Source organism: Candidatus Uabimicrobium helgolandensis, from assembly GCF_041508025.1.
GTDB lineage: Bacteria > Planctomycetota > Uabimicrobiia > Uabimicrobiales > Uabimicrobiaceae > Uabimicrobium > Uabimicrobium helgolandensis.
Map to the genome: position 1 here is coordinate 6,116,244 of NZ_CP165719.1, position 20,972 is coordinate 6,137,215.

General features: G+C 33.9%; 16 protein-coding genes. 5 read left to right on the forward strand and 11 right to left on the reverse strand.

Annotated elements, in window-relative coordinates; genetic code table 11:
* Nucleotides 1-86 precede the first annotated feature (86 nt).
* The 7 genes from UABHE_RS22740 to UABHE_RS22770 form a co-directional block, all read right to left on the reverse strand.
* Complete coding sequence (locus UABHE_RS22740) at nucleotides 87-842, reverse strand: ABC transporter permease subunit (protein WP_372365588.1); 756 nt, start codon at nucleotides 840-842, stop codon at nucleotides 87-89.
* A 12-nt stretch (nucleotides 843-854) separates the two neighbouring features.
* The gene (locus UABHE_RS22745; protein ID WP_372365589.1) at nucleotides 855-1,433 is read right to left on the reverse strand and encodes a hypothetical protein; all 579 of its coding nucleotides are present in this window, start codon (nucleotides 1,431-1,433) and stop codon (nucleotides 855-857) included.
* A 9-nt stretch (nucleotides 1,434-1,442) separates the two neighbouring features.
* Nucleotides 1,443-2,327, reverse strand: coding sequence for a hypothetical protein (locus tag UABHE_RS22750; RefSeq protein ID WP_372365590.1), 885 nt, complete (start codon nucleotides 2,325-2,327; stop codon nucleotides 1,443-1,445).
* The gene (locus UABHE_RS22755) at nucleotides 2,324-2,620 is read right to left on the reverse strand and encodes a hypothetical protein (protein ID WP_372365591.1); all 297 of its coding nucleotides are present in this window, start codon (nucleotides 2,618-2,620) and stop codon (nucleotides 2,324-2,326) included. Before UABHE_RS22755 ends, UABHE_RS22750 begins: the two co-directional genes overlap by 4 nt.
* Entirely contained in the window at nucleotides 2,620-3,180 is a 561-nt protein-coding gene (locus tag UABHE_RS22760; protein ID WP_372365592.1) for a 4Fe-4S single cluster domain-containing protein, read from the reverse strand. Before UABHE_RS22760 ends, UABHE_RS22755 begins: the two co-directional genes overlap by 1 nt.
* 4 nt (nucleotides 3,181-3,184) lie before the next feature.
* Nucleotides 3,185-6,598 carry a tetratricopeptide repeat protein gene (locus UABHE_RS22765; protein WP_372365593.1) on the reverse strand — a complete coding sequence of 1,138 codons (3,414 nt, stop codon included), beginning with the start codon at nucleotides 6,596-6,598 and terminating at the stop codon, nucleotides 3,185-3,187.
* Between the two features lie 244 nt (nucleotides 6,599-6,842).
* Nucleotides 6,843-8,000, reverse strand: a complete 1,158-nt coding sequence (locus UABHE_RS22770) for a hypothetical protein (RefSeq protein ID WP_372365594.1) — start codon at nucleotides 7,998-8,000, stop codon at nucleotides 6,843-6,845.
* Between the two features lie 65 nt (nucleotides 8,001-8,065).
* Between UABHE_RS22770 and UABHE_RS22775 the strand changes: the two genes are divergently transcribed.
* Genes UABHE_RS22775 through UABHE_RS22790 form a run of 4 tightly spaced genes read left to right on the forward strand, consistent with a single transcriptional unit; the run spans nucleotide 8,066 to nucleotide 15,163 of the window.
* Nucleotides 8,066-10,144: an AAA family ATPase gene (locus UABHE_RS22775; RefSeq protein ID WP_372365595.1), complete on the forward strand. Its 2,079-nt coding sequence runs from the start codon at nucleotides 8,066-8,068 to the stop codon at nucleotides 10,142-10,144.
* A gap of 16 nt (nucleotides 10,145-10,160) precedes the next feature.
* On the forward strand, nucleotides 10,161-12,908 hold the full coding sequence (locus UABHE_RS22780) for a hypothetical protein (RefSeq protein WP_372365596.1): 2,748 nt from the start codon (nucleotides 10,161-10,163) through the stop codon (nucleotides 12,906-12,908).
* Nucleotides 12,909-13,877 carry an AAA family ATPase gene (locus tag UABHE_RS22785; protein ID WP_372365597.1) on the forward strand — a complete coding sequence of 323 codons (969 nt, stop codon included), beginning with the start codon at nucleotides 12,909-12,911 and terminating at the stop codon, nucleotides 13,875-13,877. It abuts the gene before it with no gap.
* The gene (locus UABHE_RS22790) at nucleotides 13,877-15,163 is read left to right on the forward strand and encodes a hypothetical protein (protein ID WP_372365598.1); all 1,287 of its coding nucleotides are present in this window, start codon (nucleotides 13,877-13,879) and stop codon (nucleotides 15,161-15,163) included. Before UABHE_RS22785 ends, UABHE_RS22790 begins: the two co-directional genes overlap by 1 nt.
* A gap of 259 nt (nucleotides 15,164-15,422) precedes the next feature.
* On the opposite strand, the gene UABHE_RS22795 is transcribed toward UABHE_RS22790, so the two are convergent.
* Nucleotides 15,423-16,121, reverse strand: coding sequence for a hypothetical protein (locus tag UABHE_RS22795; protein ID WP_372365599.1), 699 nt, complete (start codon nucleotides 16,119-16,121; stop codon nucleotides 15,423-15,425).
* Nucleotides 16,122-16,269: 148 nt separating this feature from the next.
* Between UABHE_RS22795 and UABHE_RS22800 the strand changes: the two genes are divergently transcribed.
* A complete protein-coding gene (locus UABHE_RS22800; RefSeq protein ID WP_372365600.1) occupies nucleotides 16,270-16,752 on the forward strand; it encodes a hypothetical protein in 483 nt (160 codons plus the stop codon).
* Between the two features lie 53 nt (nucleotides 16,753-16,805).
* Here the strand turns inward: UABHE_RS22800 and UABHE_RS22805 are convergent, their stop codons facing one another.
* The 3 genes from UABHE_RS22805 to UABHE_RS22815 all read right to left on the reverse strand — a co-directional run bounded on the left by UABHE_RS22805 (nucleotide 16,806) and on the right by UABHE_RS22815 (nucleotide 20,958).
* Nucleotides 16,806-18,125 (reverse strand): serine/threonine protein kinase, encoded by a 1,320-nt coding sequence (locus tag UABHE_RS22805; RefSeq protein ID WP_372365601.1) that lies wholly within the window; start codon nucleotides 18,123-18,125, stop codon nucleotides 16,806-16,808.
* A 321-nt stretch (nucleotides 18,126-18,446) separates the two neighbouring features.
* Nucleotides 18,447-18,770: a hypothetical protein gene (locus tag UABHE_RS22810; RefSeq protein WP_372365602.1), complete on the reverse strand. Its 324-nt coding sequence runs from the start codon at nucleotides 18,768-18,770 to the stop codon at nucleotides 18,447-18,449.
* A 10-nt stretch (nucleotides 18,771-18,780) separates the two neighbouring features.
* Entirely contained in the window at nucleotides 18,781-20,958 is a 2,178-nt protein-coding gene (locus UABHE_RS22815; protein ID WP_372365603.1) for a penicillin acylase family protein, read from the reverse strand.
* Nucleotides 20,959-20,972: the final 14 nt, after the last annotated feature.

Here is a 20,972-nt window from a genome sequence, read left to right on the forward strand (position 1 = left end):
GTACATAACAATACTATACACTTTTAAAGCACTTTCCTACTCGAATTTTACAAAAATCTAAATAGGGACACGCCCTATCAACTAACTTAAATTTGGTATTTTTTCTCTACACTACGACAAACAATTTCGAAAAAGCTAATACACAAAACAATAACATAAAAAAACAAAATTAAGTAGTGCCAATTATCGTATTGTAAAGCCTGTACTGCCGAACGTAGGAGAGCATTGTATGAAAAAGTGTACTCAATTACAATACTCTCTACAATTATATGAGGAAGTAATTCGCGTAATGTCACAAAAATATGAGGTATAAGACCAGGAAATACATAGTAATAAAAAATATGTTTTTTTGGTAAACCTAACGACTTTGCGTACATAACATATGGTTCTTGCAATTGTTTTTTTAGGCATACTTCTAGTTTATTATACAAGTAGCCGACATTAAATAACGAAAGACACAATATTCCATAAAAAAAATTATAGGAGTGAATAGTGTCTAAATGTAGATAGCGGATTAAAACAATAGCCGTTATAAACAAAGGAATCGAAGAGAAAATAGTTGGTAAACTGTTTATACTAAGCAATAAAAATTGCCGCGTTTTCGAAGCGTAATTTGCAAAATAACTAGCCCCAAATATAAGCACTACGATTAAACTCGTCACAAAAATAGAAGGAATTATTAGTAGTAAACTATTTTTAGTATCTTTAAATAGTTTAGGAGCATAATCCCATAAATAGATTTTTTCACCTTCGTAGGTAAATGTTCCCAAATAAAGAGTAAGTCCAAAACCACAGCACCCTAGAAACCACCAAATCCACGGATGTAATTTTTTATCGATCATGTATTTATTCCGCTACTTAATTTCTACGCGAACGCGATATTCGCCATTCTCTTCTGATTCCTGTAAAGAAGTAACATTCCCCATTGAGTTTGCTTTTTGTTTTACCGCTTCTTTATATACTTCCTTCAGAACTTTATTTACAAGTTGTCTTGCTCCTAAACTCTCTTCAACAATTACTTGCAAAATATTTTTTTCTGCTTCTTGTAGTTGCCCACCTATGCGGCTAGATAGTTCTTCCATCATATCAGATTCCCCATCTATTTCAATACAGCCACCTACCGCTAGATTTTTAATTTTTCGCGATAGAGATTCTTCTTCGACAAGAATATCAATATCCTTTTTTAAACCCCTAACATCAATTTCTAGCTTTTGTTGCTTAGGATCTATTGTATAAATTATATTTTTCTTTGGTTCTATTTGTATCTTTCCATCTACTTCACTTCCTCCTGCTTTTTTTAGCTCTTCTGCTAAAATTTCCTGCATAGTTTCTGTGTCGAGAATGGGAAGTAAATCTATATCTAATATTACATTTTGATCTTCGTGGAGATTCATATGCATACCTGCAATTTTGATACGATAAGCTCTACTCATTTTTTTCTCCTATGAAATTTTGATAGACCCCAAAGACTTTTTTATCTCTTTTAAACTGGATATGTTTTTTAACAACTGCCATTCTCGTTCGTGTTTGTGTAAAAAATCGCTATCATCATAGCCAATAGATCCTTCATTACACCAATATTTATAAGCGTTAGTTACAGCCTCGATTTCTAAATGTGATTCCATATTTTCTAGCCATTCCCAAAATCTTTTATCGCGCAAATCTAAACTATAACGATAACCACTATTCCAGTAACCTTCAGAACTAGATGCGATAACATCTTCGAAGATCTCTATTACTTTACTATAGTAAGTTGCTGTTAATTCAATTAATATAAATCGTAGAGGATATACAATTTTTTTGTAATTTTGGAAATAGAACGCGTGAGGAAATTTATTGTATGCAAATTTTTTATTTTGAAAAAACATAAAATAGGCCATAACTAACCAGTGCGCGTCGTTTTGCAAAAGCCACTGTTCCGAATAAAACTTATGTTTTGGGGCAAGAATCTGAATAAGCATTGCATCCCACGGGTTTATAGATTCAACAGAGGTTTGTTTCTTTATGTAGCTACACCATAAAACATTTGCACCTTTTTGGGTAAAACAAAACTCAATATTTTTCCAAAAGGAAGAGTCTGAAATGTTGCAACGATAAGTTGTTTCATTTTTACTAAAAAAGAAATCTCGCCATTTAAAAATATCTACTAATTTTTGTAATACAATTCTTTGCACAATTTCTAGATAACAATCGCGAAATTCGTTGGTTAATTTCAATTGATTTGGCAAAGTAATACCATCAAAAATCGGAATTTTTTGTGGAGAAAGACTATTTATACTTACCAAATATTTAAGTAACAAACGCTCGAGAATATATTTTTGCCTCACTGGGTATTTTCCTCGTTTATTTTCTCAACTTCACTACTACCACTATTATCAACTTGACTTACCTGTGGTTCATCATCTAAGCAAATCATATCAAGTTTACCACTCTTTACTTCATCTGCAATTTTGTCGCCAAAAAAATCTTTTACGACCTCTAACAATTCATCGCGCAAAGAACCATCGCGAATTCCGGTATTTATTTCTAAAGGCGTCATACTTTGGTCATGAAAATCGACAACGATATTTGTGGCGCCGGTTCTTTCGTTAAAAACAAAATCTAGTATATATTTTCTCATTATAATATTCCTGTGTCAAAAGGAGTGCCATTTACGATAATTTCCCCATCTTTTATATGAAACTCTACTTCATTGCGGTGATATTCCCAATCACCTTGTAAATGTTGATAACGTTCTGTAACAAAGTGAATTGTTTGGTTTTCTGATCCTATCCAGCGTCGTGAGGTAGGAGTGTATTTTTGAATGTAAGGCCCAGCAACCACCAAGTCGCACAATGAAATTATATCCATTAAGGTTGGTTGTGTTTTTATGTATTTCCATGTATACCCAGTAAATAACATTACACTGAGATCACACATTTTGCGCAAGTATTGTAAAAATTTCTTTACTTCCTCTGGCTGCTGTAAAGGTTCTCCACCCAAGAGAGTGATTCCATCAACGTTTAACTTAGCACAGTACTCACTTAATTTTTGTGCGCACCACTCTTTGCCTCCTGTACGTGGAAGATACTCCTGATTACAACAACCAGGACAATTTAAAGTACAGCCTTGAACCCATATTGCTGTTCTAAGTCCTGGACCTTCAACTTGTGTTTTATCAATAATTTGTGCTATGCGCATATTTCTACCTTGAAAAATACCCTGAATTGACAGCTCCCATTTCCATAATAGCAAAACGATTTTTAATTTTTTTAGCGATGAAAAAACGTTGATCATACCCAGATTTTTTTAGTTTTTCATCTGAATTTGTGCGTCTATACTTATAACGTACATGAACTTTTATCATGTTTTTTTTACGCCACTCCACCTGAATTTTTTGTAATGAATCAAAAATATAAATGCCAGCCCAGTCACCTTCTTCGTTGTAAAACTGAGCAATAGCAAGCTGTAAAGTTTTATATGTTTTTTGCTGATAAGTTCCTTTTTGCTTTTCACGACATCGCAGCAAACTTTTGCGAATTCTTTTACTAAATATCGATTCTAAGGCCAAGCACAATTTCCAATTTTTAATTGCTAACTTATATTTTCCGTGTATTTCATAAAGTCGCGCTAAACGATCATAAGAATTAGAATATCTTGGGTCTAAAGCAATACATTTTTTGTAATCGGCGGCAGCTAAAGAGTGTTTGCCTTGGTGTTCATAAGTAATACCGCGATTGTAGTAGCTCATGGCTTCTTTTGGATCTAGTGAAATAGCTATATTTTGATCTGCTAACGCTTGTTCGTTTTTTCCTATATATTTGTACGACAATGCTCTCGCATTGTATGCTTCTTTATAAACTTTATTTTTATCAATCGCTTTATTAAAACTCGCTATTGCTAAATCATACTTCTGAAGTTGATGGTACACTAAACCACAATTGTAATATCCATATAAAAAATCAGGGTTAATCTCAAGTGTTTTCTTGTACTGAGTAATTGCTTTTTCATACTCTTTTAAAGCTTGGTGTATAGTACCCTTGCGATTAAAATAGTATACATCCTTTTTTAGAGAAATAGCAGAATCAATATCTCGTAATGCCAATTGATACTCTTCTAACTCATCGTATAGCATAGCTCGATAGTAAAGATATGTAGAGTCCTGAGGATTAAGATTGATTGCGACATTGTAATCTCTTAAAGCTAGCTTAATTTCTTTTGTTTTTTCGTAAATCCTAGCGCGAGCGTAGTAAGAATATGAATTTTTAGAATCTAGTTTAATTGCTTTTTCTATATCAATTAACGCTTTTTGATATTCTTGTTGTTTACTATAACTAAATGCCCGCGACTGATACAAAAAAGTAGTTGGTGATATAAGAATAGCTTGAGAAAAATCGTTAACTGCCTGTTGATAGTTTTTTTTAAAATCATAAACAATACCGCGAGACTCCAGAGCACTTAAATCATTTGGAGATATACGTAAAATAAGATTATAGTCACTAATAGCTAAATCGTATTTTTGTAGCACTTTATATGATTCAGCTCTTGCCATATAAGCTTGTTTATAGTCTGGACGTATTAAAAGCACTTGATTGAAATCTGCAATAGCGCGGCTATACTGTTTTTGACCATGATAGGCAATACCTCGACTATATAGCGCCATTGGGTGGTATGGAACAATTTGTAATATTTTTTCAAAATCAGAAATAGCTTTTTTGTACTGTTGTATTTTACCATACAAAGTTCCACGACTTATATAGCCAAAAATCTCTCTTGGGCTTTTCTTTATTACTTCACTATAATCCTTTATTGCCAGTTCATATTTTCCACTTTTTTCATACACATAACCACGATCCATATAGGTAAGGACCTGGTTGTTATCGCGCTTAAGTATTATTGAAAAATCAGCAATAGCGAGAGAATATTTTTTTTGTTTACCATATGCAATACCTCGATTCGAATAAGCCGATAAGTTTTCAGAGTTAATTTCTATTGCCTTACTGTAGCTTTTGACTGCGAGATCGTACTCTTTTTGCTTTTCATACTGCAATCCTTCAGCAATATAATTTGTTACTTGTTCTTTTGTTTCGCGAGGATTTTCCTGGTACTTTACCTTATCTTTAGCTTTGGCAATTTCTAAAGACAAAAGTTGTTTGTTTTTGGGGTTTTTTGCAATTGCCAAAGCTAAATCGCTAATGGCATGCACGTATTCTTCTTGTAAAAGGTAAAGAAGACCTCGTTCCTTGTAAACTCTTGCATTGTGTGGTTGAAATTCTAAGATAGTTGTGTATTCATCCATTGCACGGTTATATTTTTGTTGCTTCTCGTAAATAGTTGCTCGCAACCAATAAGCCGGGAAAAATTTATAATTATAACGTGTTGCTAAATTGAGATCTTGAATAGCAAGATTATATTTTTTTTGATCTTTCAGAAGCTGTGCACGATGAAAATAAACCTCGTACATTTCTTTATTTTTAACTAAGGCCTTGTTGTAGTCATCGAAAGCTTTTGTATATTGTTTTTGTAAGTAGTAAGTCTTTCCTCGTAAAAAATAAAGTTGCGCTTCTGGAAAAAGTTTTAAAGCTTTACTATAATAATCACTTGCTAAACCATATTCATGTCGTTTTGTATGCTCATAAGCTTTTTCTTTATAATTGGCAAAAAGTTCTTTTTCATTAGGAGAAAAAGTAATCAATATCGTAATGCTGAAAAAAATCATACAAAAACATGCAATTTTTATTTTTGATGATATTGTTTTTGAAAATGATTTTTTTTTCTGTTCGTACGAGCGACATTTCTCTAACAGAGAAGAAAATTCTTCCATTGATGAAATACGCTGTAGGTGATTTTTAAACAAACTTTTAACTAAAACACTAGAAATTTTATGATACAAAGGATCACTATAAGGATATGCTTCGCTAAGCGGCAGTAAGTCCTTATTCACAATTTTATCAATAGTGGCGATCATGCTCCCTGCAAAAAATGGAGAGTGCTCTTGCCAAGAAAAAAATTGGTATAGAATTGTTCCCACACAAAAAACATCACTACTTGGATATACTTCTCCACTAACAGACTCTGGGCTCAAGTATTCTGGTGTTCCCACAATATCACCTGTTTTGGTGAGAGAAGACAAGTCTTCATTTACTGCTTTTGCAATGCCTAAATCAATGATATGAGGTTCATAAGAATCGTCATGCAAAATAATATTTGCAGGTTTCATATCGCGGTGAAGTATACCTTTTTTGTTTAGTTCTGATGCAGCATTGCAAATTTTAATAGCAATATCTAATTGTTGTTCTGTAGAAAGACTGTGGGGGTGGGTTTGGAGAAGATCCTCAAGAGTAATACCTGAAATATATTCCATTACAATAAAATAACGATCATATTCGTAAAACAACTCAAATGCTTTTACAATATGAGGATGGTCTATTTGGTTTAAGAAATAAAACTCTCTTTTAATACGTTTTATATACATATCAGCGTTAGAGCCTTGTTTGACAAAATGTTCTTTGATAGCAACTTTTGACTCACGTTGTATGTCTATAGCAAGAAAAACACGGCCCATAGCACCTTGGCCAATCATTTTTTCTAAACGATATCGCTGGTTTAATAGCTTCACTTTTTTATCCCACAAAATTACCCAGATTGTTCGAACGTGTCGACATTTATCTTTCCAACAAATTCGATACTTCGGAACTTAACCTTGTTGTTTTTCGGTTGCGTAGCGAAACTATGCACTTTAAAGTGCCTCGCTATTGTCCCAAATTATTCAAATTTCAAAAAAACCTAAATATCGATGCGCCCAGTTAAAGTAAAATAAACCACAGAGAAAGGTTCAATTTTTGAAGAGATAGGCCTAGTAATTAAGGTAAAATTCTAATTTGTTTTAAAACTCTACATGCGACGATTTTCCAAAAACCATTGACGTTATTTATGGTATAAACTGCTTCGTATTCGTTTGTACGTAGATGTTTGTGCCCCATATGTACAGCCCAACCACTGACTTGCCATCTTACTTTTACCTGGAAAGAGTCACTTTTTAATTCTATAACATAATCATCGTGAATAACAACATTATCTATGAGAAAAGTATTTTTTGCGTCGACAAATAGACTGCGGTGCGCTTCGAGATATATTTCTTCTAGCATATTACCACTCGTACTAAAGCTCAGCATATCATACACTTCTTCTTTAGTGTCATAGGAAAAAGAATTATAAACGTTGTGAAGTAAAGTACGAATGATCTGCTTTTTTGCATCCTTGGATATTGGTTTTTCTACAGTATGGTTCACGATTCTCAAATGCTGAAAAGAAAATGGTAAAACGTAAAATGCCAAAGCCAAGAAAGTGATCAAGATGATGTTTTTTTTGCGAAAGTATATTGCGAATAAACACAAAGTCAAAAATAAAAACCACGAGGCAACACGAGCGCGTTTTTCAGTAGAAACTTTAATTTTTTGCGGTGCTTTAGTGTATTTAGGAGACCACAATACATCTTTTTTTTGTTTGTTGAGTTTTGTTTCCATAGGGGATGCGTGTATTATTTTCGCAATCAAGTATACATCATTTTTACTATTTGACTTCTGCGACCAATTTTTTAACATATCAGAAGACAATTCAATCTGAGAAAGTTGCCACGATTTTTTAGCGACAGGTAGAATATCTTTGGGAAATATGTGCCAGGAAACTTTGATTTTTTGTGGCGGTGTTACGTAAGTATATCGTAAAGTAGTTTGTACATAGAGAGTCTTTACTTCACACTCTATACTGGAAATTGTCAACATAGTATCGTTGATAAAAATACTATTGAGATTTGCACAAAACTGTGAAAACTGTGTATAATTGGTGTAGTTTTTTCTTTTACCGTACAAAACGTTATTGTACACTTCTTTTGAAAAGTAAACATTTTGGACAATAGAATCTTTTGTTATGTTAACAACAGAACGAATATGAAAGTTCGTAGTATCTGCCTTGGTAAAACAAAGACAAAAACAAAAAACAATGGTTAAGTAGCGTATCATGCAATTATTCCCCATAACTTGCCTACACGAGATGATTGTTACTTATTGTAGCAGAAAGTAAAGGTATGTTACATATAAAAATAGATGATTTACCTGAGAATGTATCGATGTATCAAGCAGTAGAATACTGTTATAGCAATGAAATTCGTTTCATCTGGTCGCGGCTCAAAGATGGAATGTCTGTACTTATTCGCTGTGAAAAACAAATCATTCCCTATTTGCAGTTGATTATAAAGAAAAAATTAACTAAAGAAGGGAAGCAAATTGCAATTATTGATGGTAGAAGTGACTCTAGCGAAGCAATGCAGACAAGCCGCATCAATAAAATTGTCAACCATTTTCGCGACATAGTCTATTCATCAGAAACAGACAAAATATTCTTACTCCCTTATCTTGATATTATTACTTCTATTGCCCATGGAGCATTATCTATGGAAGGCAAGGAAGTCATGACCATTATTCACGAAAACCCATTTTTGGTACTTGCAGCTTTTGAAGATCCAGACTTTCCTATTCCTGATCTCATTGCGCAAGCATTTCCAGCAAAGGCAGAACTCGTCGGTATTCCGCGTAGTAAACTTCATAAACTTATTGCTAAAAGCGAAGCGCGAAAATTTGCAGAACAAGAACTAAATGTTATGGAGTTGTACAAATATATCTCAGGATTAAATCCTGTCAAACTCAGACAAATTATGCAAATTTTTGATAGTAAAGCCGACTATAACCCTGAAATCCCAAATATGAGTCAGGAATATTTTCGCGAATTACGAGAATACACAGCAACAGGAACGGCAAACCTTTCAGGTATTTGTTTAGATCGTGACATAGCAGGCTATAAAGATGTAAAAGATAAAATTCGCGAAAATATATTGGGTTTGTTAGAAAGAGCTTTTAAAAGCGGCAATGTTAAAGAAATTGAAAAAATAGAGGGTATAATACCTAAAGGGATCATTTTTCAAGGACCTCCAGGAACAGGAAAAACATTATTTGCTAAAGGAATTGCCGAAGCCATTAACGCTACTGTTCATATTGTTAGTGGGCCGGAATTAAAATCAAAATGGGTAGGACAAGGAGAAGCAAATATCCGCCGTCTTTTTGCAAGAGCACGTTCTACTGCGCCATCTGTTATTGTTTTTGACGAAATTGATTCCATCGCATCACATCGATCTGGAGAATCCGATGGTGGAGCCCAAGCTCATCATTCGATGGTAAACCAGCTACTCACAGAGTTAGATGGATTCCGTAAAGAAGAGCTAATTTTTGTTGTTGGTACTACCAACTTTGTCACAAGTTTAGATGAAGCCTTTTTGAGACCTGGACGCTTTGAGTATCAAATCGAAATTAGTTACCCTAAATGGGAAGATCGCAAAGAAATTTTAGAATTGTACAACAAAAAACTTCAAACAAATTTAAATGAAAAAGATATTGATAATCTCGCAGACTGGAGTGAGCGCCCTACCGAAACTTTCACTCCGCATACTGGTGACCACCTCAATGCAATTATGCGCAATCTAAAAAGACACCTTATCAACAAAGATTTAGACTGTGTAACAGGAAAAGATCTTATTTCTTGGTTAAATAAGAAATCTAAATTACACAAGCTTAGTTCACAAGAAGAAAAAGTTGTTGCTATTCATGAAATAGGCCACGCTTTAATGTATCACAAATACGATAGAGTAGATGAAATTAAGCGCATTACAATTGAAAGTGGACTCACCAATGCTCTTGGCATGGTTGAAGCCAAGCGAAAAGATTTAAACATGTATACTCAATCGACATTACGTCAAGAAATATCTATTTGCCTAGGTGGGTATAGCGCAGAAAAAATTATGTTTGGCGAGTATTCTACTGGGGCTTCGCAAGATTTAGTTCACGCCACTTTTATTGCTGAAGACATGGTTAAACGGTATGGCATGGGAAATTTAGGTGTACCAAGAAGTTATATTGACGAACGTGGTAGCACAAATCCGTATTTTTATAGTATTATTTCTCCGCAGATAGATGCTATTTTAATTGAAATCCTCAAAGACGTAAGTGATTACTTGACGAACAATAAAAAACTACTAGAAACGCTTTGTCAAAGTTTACTAAAACAGAGGACTCTTGACAAAGATCAGTTTCAAAAAGTATTGCAAGAATCATAGAGCAAAAGGCAGAAACATGTTAAAAAAACAAGTGTATTTACGAATTCCAAATTTCAACGATGCGCTGGCTGCGAAACTACTTAGTAATCAATATTCACAACTCCAAGGGGATTTTGTTGAAGAAGTAAAATACCCCTGGAGTTTGTGGTTATCATTGCCAGAGAAAATACAAAGTGACGAATCTTTTCTAAAAGCTATTCCGTGGAAATTTGGTATCCCTGAGATAAAAACGCGTAAAATAAAATGGAGCGATCTCCTAAAAAAAATAATATTAGAGGAAGATCGTAGCCAAAAAATTACGCAACGGATTATCATAAAGACCTCTAACTTAAAAGTGTTTATGCATTTAATTTTTAAACACTTTCAACTACAACAAGGACAAATTTTTTTTACTTCTCCTTCAGAGAAAGCAAATTTTTACTTATTAAAAATAACCCAGCCATCTTTATGGTGTATTCATTTGGCAGAAAATATAGGACAACTAGACATTTTTAACGAAAGCGACGATGTCGAACAACTATTTATTAAGCGAGGCTGGAAACAACGAGGCAAAATTACTTCAACAACTCTAAACATTCAGGGAAACGCAACTATACTTTTAGAAGAAAATACTTCTCCACAAGCATATACAGTGTACTGGAAGTCAGCAAATGAAATTATTGACATAAAGGAAACAAAACTACAGCAACTCGTGGCTGACGACGCCCAGCGAATTACAGTACCTTTATGTTTAATTGAAAATGAACGAGGAATTCCATCTTTATGGAAGATAAAAGATCATAAAAAATTAATTAAGGTAATTTCTCAGGTTCACTATAACCAGTTAGCTGGTTTTCGCGCGTGGTTCGACAATAATGGTCATATTTTCATTATGTCAGAAGGACGTTTAGCTGATAGTGCACTTCGAAGTCAGCTAACTGCTGTATTTGAAAGTTATTGTAAATATGAATCGCGTATTTTTTTTCCGCGAGGAAAAAGTCTTATGCCAGGTCTTCCAGAAAGAATGCTTGTCCAAGTGTATAATTCTCGAGGAGATTTCCTGTGCTTTGATGAAGATACAAATAAAAAATTATACGTTTGGCGCTTAAAAAGTAGTGAATTAAAAGACTTAACTTTCTTTTTACAGTACTCTGCTCAAACAGCTATTCGCGAAATTGATAGCTTTCAAAATCAGTGGGATTTAAATTTTCCTGACATTATTCCCAATCCGATAGTTGTTATTAAGGATTCTGGGGGAAAAAAAGGCATAGAGATAAGAGAAGATAAGTCTGCTCCTTCTAAACAAAAACTGAAAAAAGCCGCTAAAAAGAAAATGGTAATTAAAGATACACGTCTAAATTACATAGAAAAATTAAAAGAAGTAGATAGTCTTTTAGTTGAAGATATTGCTAACGCAAATTTGTGGCAACAACGAGCACAGTTAAGTTACGACTTAGGAAATGTAATGTGTGGGGTTGTGGCTCACTTGACGTCGTGTATCATTTCTAATAACCATAGTGCGCTTCTATCGTTTCTCCAAAAAAACTCCAATGCAAGAGAACTAGATATTCCCGAACTATTCATAGATGATCATCCAAAAGGAAAGATTCTTGCTAAAATACGTGATTGTAAAATGTATAAAGCCGAACTGAGTTATGTTTTACAACTGTGTTTTGCCCATCGATTTAATGATGAAGATGTTCGCAATAATGCTCTTGCAGCTATGCGCATTGGTTATGCCCGTACCGAATATAAGTTTCATATTTTTGAAGATTTTGATAAATCAGTAGAAAAAGTCGTGCAATCATCGAAAATAGAAGAAGAAGAACTCGTTGCCATTAAGAAAAAGTCTCTTGAGTTTTTATCTGGGTTGTCGGACGCGAAATTGGAACAACGCGTTGTTATTGAAAGACAATTTGCACTAGTCTTACAAAATAATTTCGGCAAAGAAGTCCTGCCTTTGGAAGACGCAGACCCTTCTTCGTGGATGGAGGAATGGCAAGAAATACTACAGTATTTACAAAATTACCATAGTATTGAAACTGATAAAGTAGATGACACCTATAAAATATGGCTAGAAAAATTATCTTTAAAAGACTTAAAGAATACTAGTTTTGAAAATATATTCACAGGAGATGTCTATCGTCCGGTATTTAATTTCGATTTCAAAGAAAAAACAACGAAGGAAGTAGAGGTTATTTACAACGATTATGCCAATGGCGGAACAGGATGGAGAGATCAATTTTCTCACAAATATACCGCTTTTGACAACGCTAAAAACCAACGCAAACTTCTTTATTTAATTACTCAATATGGTCCTCTACCTGATTTTGAAGACTGTATTTATGATTTTGTATTTGGCGATATTCATTTTAATACAATTATAATGAACTGCGATATTTACCGCTTACACCTTATGTACAACAAAAAAATAAATGAAAGAGAATTTTTTGATGAAATGTTAGCTATTTTTCCTCGCCCTAACTCAGGTTACAGCCTTATCGATTTTTGCGATGGTATGGAAAATGTAATACTGTGCTTATTTTTGTCTTCTTATCAAAAACGCGATGATATATTTATGCAAATTTTCGATAAAATACTAGAATGGATAGACTTTTATCCATCCTATTTGACAGAGTTACTTACTCTTGTCGCATTTTTACAAATAGGCATTGTTTATCATAAACTCCCTGATAGTGTTTGTGCATATAATTTCTATGCGCGCAAAAAAAGTTTGTGGATGAATCACGCTAACTATATTTCTCAGAATGGATGGACTACATAAATGACCAAAACAAATATTTCTGACATCAACGAATGCCGCGAGAGAGTAGTTAGTTACTACAATGACTTATGTTCATTTTTTATTGATCGCGATGAAATACTTAAAATGATGATCACCGCTACTGTAGCTCAAGAACCTATATTATTCGTCGGAAGACCAGGAACAGCAAAATCATTACTTGTTTCTGTTTTTTGCGAAGGAATTGGCCTACAACAAAGTGAATATTTTGAATATATGCTGACTAAATTTACCGAACCAGGCGAAGTAATGGGACCAGTGGACATAAATGCCTTAAAAAAAGGAAAATATATACGCAAAACTCAAGGACTCCTTCCTGAAGCTAAAATTGCATTTCTCGACGAAATTTTTAAAGCCAATTCGGCAATACTTAATATGCTACTAACTATTATTAATGAGAGAAAATACTATGAAGAAGGCGCCCCTGTTAAAGTTCCTCTTGTTATGCTTTTTGCTGCAAGTAATGAAATACCCGATTTTAGCGAATTCGACGCTCTAAAAGATCGCTTTATATTAAAAATGGAAACCGTTTCTGTCAAGGACTCACATTTCCATGAATTGATCAAATATGGCATCGAGTTTGAATGCCGCAAACGAAGTAATAGCAAACCATGGAAATCTGACTGTTCACTAGAAGACTTTAAACACCTCAATGATTATGTACTGCGTTATGTTCTTCCGCAAATGGTAAAGAATGAACAATCAATGGGCAGTGAAAAAATGACCAAAGCATTCAAAACAATTATTGATATTTTAGAGAATGAATTGGCAATTGAAATTACAGACCGCAAGTTAATCAAGCTGTATAAGCTAATCGTCACTCAAGCTTTTTTGTTTAACGGTGGAAAAGTAACAATGAACGATATGCGTTTACTATGTTATTGCGGAAATAACTTTAAGGATATTCGCAAAATCAAAAAACGTCTCACAGTATTACTGGAAAATATGTAATGGAATTTTTAAATCCTCAACAAGTAAACAATTGGTTTCAAACATCCTTACAATATTCAGGATACCAAAAGCTAGATAAATGGAGCTTTGTTGTTTGGAGAGATTTAGTAGAATTAGGCTATTGCTGTTTTCCTCCTGGATTAGTCGCTAAAATATTGAGAAAATTAACTCACCGAAGCGTTGGTACTAATTTTCCCAAAGAAGCTAATCTCGAAGACAAATTAGTTAATATTATAGTGAGCGGAAAAGGTTTTTCATTGTTAGAAGGTGAATTTCTAATTGCCAAAGAAGAAAACAACGAAAAATGTTTAGCCGTAACAAAGCGCATTGCTGAAAAATCGGGTAGTTTTTACCATCCACAAATTTTATTTTCAGTAAACGATGTAGACCAAGCTCTGGCTACTACAAAAAGTGATGATAATTTCTCTAATACTCTTGAAGATATATACCAAAAAGCTATTTCTCATTTAGTCAAAAACAATGAGTCTATAGACGAAAATGATATTTTTGAAATTACTCATCCACAACTTTTTGTTTCACCAACAGCTCGTAGTCTATTTCAAAAAATGGTATTCTCTCAAAAACACTTACGCGAAAATATCGCAGGCGAAATCACACCTGTGAAAGAAAACGACGAAGTAGCAGCTGTTTTTGGAGAACCGCAGTCTCTACCTCTAGGAGGATACGACTCAATCACTCGCAAAGGAGATATAGCCTCTCTTGTACCTTCAGAATTAGCTTATATCGAAGAAAATGAGGTAATAGATTACTTTGACTACAAGTACATGCAAAACGAATTAATGTACTTTAAACGCGAAGAAGGAATTGTATTTCGTATTCGTCGGCAAATGCATCTATTTTTATTGCTAGACCACGAAATGGAACACGAACGCAATTTAGCTGACTTATTTGCCTTTGTTTTGGTATTTTGCGAAAAAATATTTAATGTATTTGTTAAAGACATTATAGCCATCAATATTTATTTTCAAGGCGACCTTCCCTCAGAAATAAAATCAGCAATTTCTTTTTTACAACACTATTTAGAAGAAGGTAACTACCAAAATCAAGTACAAATCTATATAAATAGTGGCCTACAAATACAACAGCAAGAAAAAAAATCACAACATTGGTATTTAGGACCCGATTTACCAGAGATTCAGGTTAATAAAAAAATAGATTTTCTATTTCCCGGATTAGAAAACCTAACCAAAAAAAACCGCGTTTTTTTTCTCGCAGATCTTATTGATGATTTAGTTGAAAAAATAACGAGTATGTCTTACTACTAAGAGCGTTTCATATTCGAGGTTTTATGAAACATTTTCTCCAAAAATTAAAGTAATATCGGACAATTACTTCTGTTATTTTGCTTCATTGATTTAATTAATAACACACCTAACAGAAAAAATATAGTCTTGCCAAGATAAAACAATTGTAATTACAGTTGTTTTATCTCAAACATATATTTATCCAACCCAGTTGCCTTCTCATAGCGACATCTAAACTTATACTTTGGTTAAACGGCAACCATATTTTTATGAACTAAGCTCATTCGGTTAACAACTGAACATCATATACAACTCTCATCTTTTTCAATACTTCTTTTAACCAGAGACGCCCGTTTAAAAAAGAATCTGGCTTTGCTAGAACCAAAAAAACACTCCTGCTGGGATCTATATGCACAGATCGCGGCACCTTTGTATCTAGAAACCGTTCAATCTCTTCTTGTGAATTGCATTTTTCAGTGTATGTATAGTTTACGTGAGTTATTTGAAAAGTATTATTTTTTTTGATCACTATTTCAAAAATATTATAATTTCTTTGTAAAACAGATGCTTTTTGATAAATCTTGATAAGATTATGATTATCAAAATTGCTTTTAAGTTCTTTCCACATTTTGTCATATTGTTTTTGTAGTGCAGAGTTAAATATTTTATGCTCTTGAATAAGTATTTTTTGCTCTCGAATCTTTTTTTGCGCAGACTCTAGTTCTTTTTTATTACTTCGCTTTTGTTGCGTTAACTTATGGTCTTGTATTTGCAGTTTTTGTTTAAGTTCTTTTATTGTATTTAGTAAAGCATATTTTTTTTCTACTAATTCTTCGCGTTGTGCAAGCATTATTTCAAGCATTATTTTGACATTTTCATCTTTTACCGCTTTGATAAGTAAATCATCTTTGTTGTCCTGATCTGATTGCTGCGCGTACAGAGATAAACCAAATAGTAGTATCAGTATTATTTTTTCCATATAGCTTTCCCTTCGTAGATATATTCATTTTCAAATACAATAACAATAATAGCTTTTATTTTCTATGGTACAACTTATTTTAAAGAGACTACCTTTCATAATAACAAAGAAAAAGTAAATGGACAAAAGTGTCAGAAGGAAAAGTAAGATGAAAAGTAAGATGAAAAATATTTGCAAGTACTGTTGTGAAAAAATTATAGAGCCTTATAATATTATACTTTGCAGATCTTGCCGCGAGATAGGATATAGTAAGCGAGAAAACAAATACGAAGGTAGATTACAAGATCCGTGGTGGGAAGAGTGGTTACTTTCAAAGGAACTTTTTCTTACTATTCATTCGACAATAGCTGGAGTTAGTAAACCTGCGTCGTCTATGTGTGATGGAACAGTATTTTTTTTCAATAGTGAACAATATTGCAGAGTAGATGTTTGGATGTCTGATTCAGAGGTTATTGTTGCTTATCCCTTTTTATGTGGATATGCCACCTCTCAACAAGAAATAGCAGCAATTTCAGAATTTGAAATTTGGATTATAGACTTACGCCAAGGAGAGACTTTAAATTTAGGACAATGTAGAGATCGATCTCGATTCGAAAGGAAAACTCATCGTGAAATGGGCACAACCTGGTGATTGGGCTGCACTATTTAGCAATTGGTTGATTGATGAGTTAGATATTTAACCTTCTACATCTCATCAAAATATTTTTTAATTTTCAATGCTTGGGTTGTCGAACCTGCTTTTTTCTTTTTCATCATTCGTGTTACTACTTTTTGCAAATTAGTGGTTTTTCTGTCTTTAAGATTAGTTAAAGCTGCTGATACTTCGGTAATATTTTGATAGCGTTTTTCAGGTTTCTTATTCATCATTCGACAAATCACCTCAGAAAACATTACTGGTAAATCGCCTCTTTTTTCGTGTGGAGGAACAACATCTTTATGAATGTGTGCCATGAGGGTTGCCATACTTGTCGGGGTTTCAAATGGAGGGAATCCAGTTGTTAAGTGATATAATGTTGCACCAAGACTATATATATCAGAAGTTTGGTTTATTGGTTCTCCCATACACTGTTCTGGAGACATGTAAAGAGGTGTACCTATAATGGAACCTTTTTTAGTTTCTTCTTGATCGGGATTGATATGATGAACGCTCCCAAAATCTACCAAAATAGGTATAGCAGTATCTTTTTCAATGATAATATTCGATGGTTTTATATCGCGGTGTACAACTTTAAGGTTGTGTACTTGTTGTAATCCTGAACAAATATCAATAGCTACTGATAAAGCAACGCTGTAAGGTATAACTTCTTCTCGTTTTAGAATACTCTCTAAATTTTCACCTTCTATATAACGCATAATTAAAAAATCGTAGCCTGATTCGTGACCAAGATTAATAATTTTGGCTATGTTATTGTGTTCTATTTGAGCTAAAATACGTCCCTCTTGGACAAAACGTTGGATAGCATCACCGTCGTCTTCATTCGGAGTGAGAACTTTTATGGCAACTTTCATTCCCATATTAATGTGGATTCCTTTGTAAACCTTACCAGCCCCACCTTTGCCGATAAGAGCTCCTACTAAACAGCCACCAATTGTTTTATGGTTAATAGAACTAACATGTTCTGTTTTTGTTACTGATGTTATTGAGTGATTTGTTTGTGCTTGTTCGCAAAAAACATGTCTTTCAATTTTGTTGAGAATAGGTTTGCAAGCAATCCCAAAAAGTTTGCTATTAAAAAAACTATCAACGACAACAATTAAATATCCACTGGCAAATTTTTGCGCAATAATACTTTGATTTTTATAAGTAAAGTTAACACAGTCAGCTCCGTATGAGCTATTTATAACATCGCAGCAATTTACAACACATTCTACCGTCGCTTTAAGGTTTTCATCTACTGCAATATCGCTAAACGAGTATACAAGCTCGCTTTCGCGGTACAAAAAAACGTCTTGTATACCTTGTAACTTTTTTATAGGAGATAAAATCTGTTCCAAGGAGGCCATGTTAAATTTCCTTATGTTTTAAAATGTAATCAAATACTAAAGACAAAGTTTTAGAGAACAAGACTGTCTTAAAAAACACATATATTTCAATTCTACAATAGTTATACATCAAAAAGCAACACCGATTTCAGTAATTTAACTAACAGTTTGAAATAATTCATATTTATAAATAGTTTTAAGTCACCCGCCAAAAGTATTTACACATTGATATTTGTTCTTTTGGTTTTTAGTTTTGAGTCCACAGTTACGCGACTGTGCGTTTTCGTCGTGCCACGTTAGAAAATAAAAGATTGCACTGAGCAGGTCTTTTTGCTTTGTCGCTTAGCTTAAAGTTTTTTCAAGATAGGAAATATACTTACTATCCGAAATATCTTTGTCTATCATTACTAGAATTAAAATATTTCTTTGCTCGGTGATAATGCATTTATAAGTTTTGTACTCAAAAGAAATCTTATGAAAAGACGACAAACCAAATTCTTCACCCACTTGGAGTGCACTTTGGTGTAAAAATGAAGACATTGCTGCTTCTTCCTCTGTACTTCCGGTACTCTTTACAATTGTATTTCCTTGTAAATCAGCAATAATCATATGATGCACATATGGTAGTCGCAAATTTTTTTGTATAAATCTATAATAATCGTCCATATTATGTACTCTATGTAAATAAATTAGAAATAAACTTGGCCTCATCTTCCACAAACGGATCTATATATTTATAACGCTGGGTTCGCCACATGTCAACTTCAGAAGTATAATATCTCGAAAATCTTCTATCACTTGGCCCTCCTAGTATATGACTCATTATTCCGGTAGTGTTCATATCGACAATGACTCTCAAAGATGGTACAAAACTTGTCTTACGTCCTCCACTTTGATAAATTTGACCTTGTTGGGCTGTTGCGCGTCCGCCAGGTATATCAACAGGTCCATAGTCAAATAACCATTTAAATTTACCAGAAAAAAAGATATTGGTTAGTTCGATTTTTTGGTTGCTCCCCCAAGTTTTTATTTCCGAGGAAGAAAGCCTCGCTATACTTTTTTGATAAGCATCGTTAAAAACTTGTTCTTGGGTTTTACCTGCAAACCAACAATTAGTTTTTTGCAAGAGTATACAATCAAAATTTTTAAAAAAGTCTACAAAAATCCCTGTTTCCTTTTGCAAAAAACGAAATACAGTTTCCCCGCCAATAGTAGCAAAAACATCGTAAAGCAGTTGGCCGTAAAACTGTTCAAATAACCAAGCTCCTTTTGAAAGCAAGTCATATTGGTAATTCCATTCTCGGAGTTCTTGCGCTGCATCACTATTATCAAGTATTGGCTTTAACACCTTCATAAAGTCCTTAGCTTGTAAAGAGAAAAGGTTATGCTGCATTTTAATACAGTCAGCGCTGGAAATATCTTCTGCTTTTTCCAAAATTTGTGAAAGAATATTTGCACGATAGCTACCCATACACAAATTAATAGGGGAAACTTTTCCGAGATGATTAAGATCATTGTTGGCAGTAACGATATATTTTTGTTCAGGGTTAAGCACTCGTGGCAGATCTTTATAAGAGTGGAATCCTTGCCAATCATTTTCAGAAAAGCGCCCATCTGCCGGATACAAACCTGACCAATTTCGTATAGGACTTAAACCAGACATTTGGTAGGCGATGTTTTGATGGTCGGCGATTACCCAGTTAAATGGAACTTCTAGTTGTCCTAAAACATCCATCATTTCTTCTGTCGAAACGGTAAACGCAGCACAAAACAATGAATCAAGAGAAAGAGCTCCTGTGTTTTCAGAACAAGCCCATTTAGTAGCTAGATAACAGCCACTATTGTAAGGATCACCACTTAGAATTCCATGTTCGTTTTCGTAAAAGTACACCTTGTGAGCTTTCTTTTTTCGATAAATCGTTTCTTCTCTTTTTGTAAAAGGGTGCCACTGATCGTCTTTAAAGTATCTTCCATCTTGACACGTCTCTACCCATGAATCTAAACTATCCATAAAGGAATATGTCGCTCCCCACGACACATTGTTATTACGCCCTATTAAAACTCCTGGTATTCCGGGCATTCCAGCACCAACAACATAATTTTCTTGGCATTTAAGTAACACTTCTTGCCACACGTTGGGAAGGCGATTTCCTTCTAAATGAGGATCATTCGCTAAAATGGGATTTCCAGACAGAGTTTTACTACCATCAATGACCCAGTTATTTGAGGCAATAGAAGCGGAAATACCTGGCATCCATGGCAAATTTTTTGGTACAATTGTTTCTTGTAATTGTACTTTTTTTATCAAATCAATATCAATACCTTCTAACTGGCCAGGAAATAATTCATTGAGATGAGAAAGTGGTATAGAATTTTGAACGAGTTGCATAATCAAGTTTTCCATCTCTGCCTGCGACTGTTGCAAATTTAAATAACTAATCATACGCATAAATAACACACTATCTTTTATTTCCCAAGGTTCAACTCGTATTCCTAGTAAACGAAATTCCCAAGGAATACTTTCGCGAAGCGCATGATTAACTCCTTTACACCACGCTGTAAGTTTGGCAATATTCTCAGCAGACATTTTCTCTAATTCTCTTTCTGCATTTTTTTGCCAATTCATCCGTCGAAAGAACACATCCACTTCCCAAGTTGCGTCGCTATTTTTCAAAAGTTCACAAATGCGGCCTTGACCAATAATCCTCGTAAGAATCATTTGCATAGCGCGATCTACAGCCTGTGCATAACCATTACCAAAATACATATCTTCTTGATTATTTGCTTCTACACACAAAACGCCATTTTTTAATCTTTTAAACAAGATCTTTTCTTTATAAAATAGATTCTTCATCGATTTACCTCATA

Coding starts and splice junctions, on each gene's coding strand:
- UABHE_RS22740 (WP_372365588.1), bottom strand. CDS start 842: ATGATCGATAAAAAATTACATCCGTGGATTTGGTGGTTTCTAGGGTGC.
- UABHE_RS22745 (WP_372365589.1), bottom strand. CDS start 1,433: ATGAGTAGAGCTTATCGTATCAAAATTGCAGGTATGCATATGAATCTC.
- UABHE_RS22755 (WP_372365591.1), bottom strand. CDS start 2,620: ATGAGAAAATATATACTAGATTTTGTTTTTAACGAAAGAACCGGCGCC.
- UABHE_RS22760 (WP_372365592.1), bottom strand. CDS start 3,180: ATGCGCATAGCACAAATTATTGATAAAACACAAGTTGAAGGTCCAGGA.
- UABHE_RS22770 (WP_372365594.1), bottom strand. CDS start 8,000: ATGATACGCTACTTAACCATTGTTTTTTGTTTTTGTCTTTGTTTTACC.
- UABHE_RS22775 (WP_372365595.1), top strand. CDS start 8,066: ATGTTACATATAAAAATAGATGATTTACCTGAGAATGTATCGATGTAT.
- UABHE_RS22780 (WP_372365596.1), top strand. CDS start 10,161: ATGTTAAAAAAACAAGTGTATTTACGAATTCCAAATTTCAACGATGCG.
- UABHE_RS22785 (WP_372365597.1), top strand. CDS start 12,909: ATGACCAAAACAAATATTTCTGACATCAACGAATGCCGCGAGAGAGTA.
- UABHE_RS22790 (WP_372365598.1), top strand. CDS start 13,877: ATGGAATTTTTAAATCCTCAACAAGTAAACAATTGGTTTCAAACATCC.
- UABHE_RS22795 (WP_372365599.1), bottom strand. CDS start 16,121: ATGGAAAAAATAATACTGATACTACTATTTGGTTTATCTCTGTACGCG.
- UABHE_RS22800 (WP_372365600.1), top strand. CDS start 16,270: ATGAAAAGTAAGATGAAAAATATTTGCAAGTACTGTTGTGAAAAAATT.
- UABHE_RS22805 (WP_372365601.1), bottom strand. CDS start 18,125: ATGGCCTCCTTGGAACAGATTTTATCTCCTATAAAAAAGTTACAAGGT.
- UABHE_RS22810 (WP_372365602.1), bottom strand. CDS start 18,770: ATGGACGATTATTATAGATTTATACAAAAAAATTTGCGACTACCATAT.
- UABHE_RS22815 (WP_372365603.1), bottom strand. CDS start 20,958: ATGAAGAATCTATTTTATAAAGAAAAGATCTTGTTTAAAAGATTAAAA.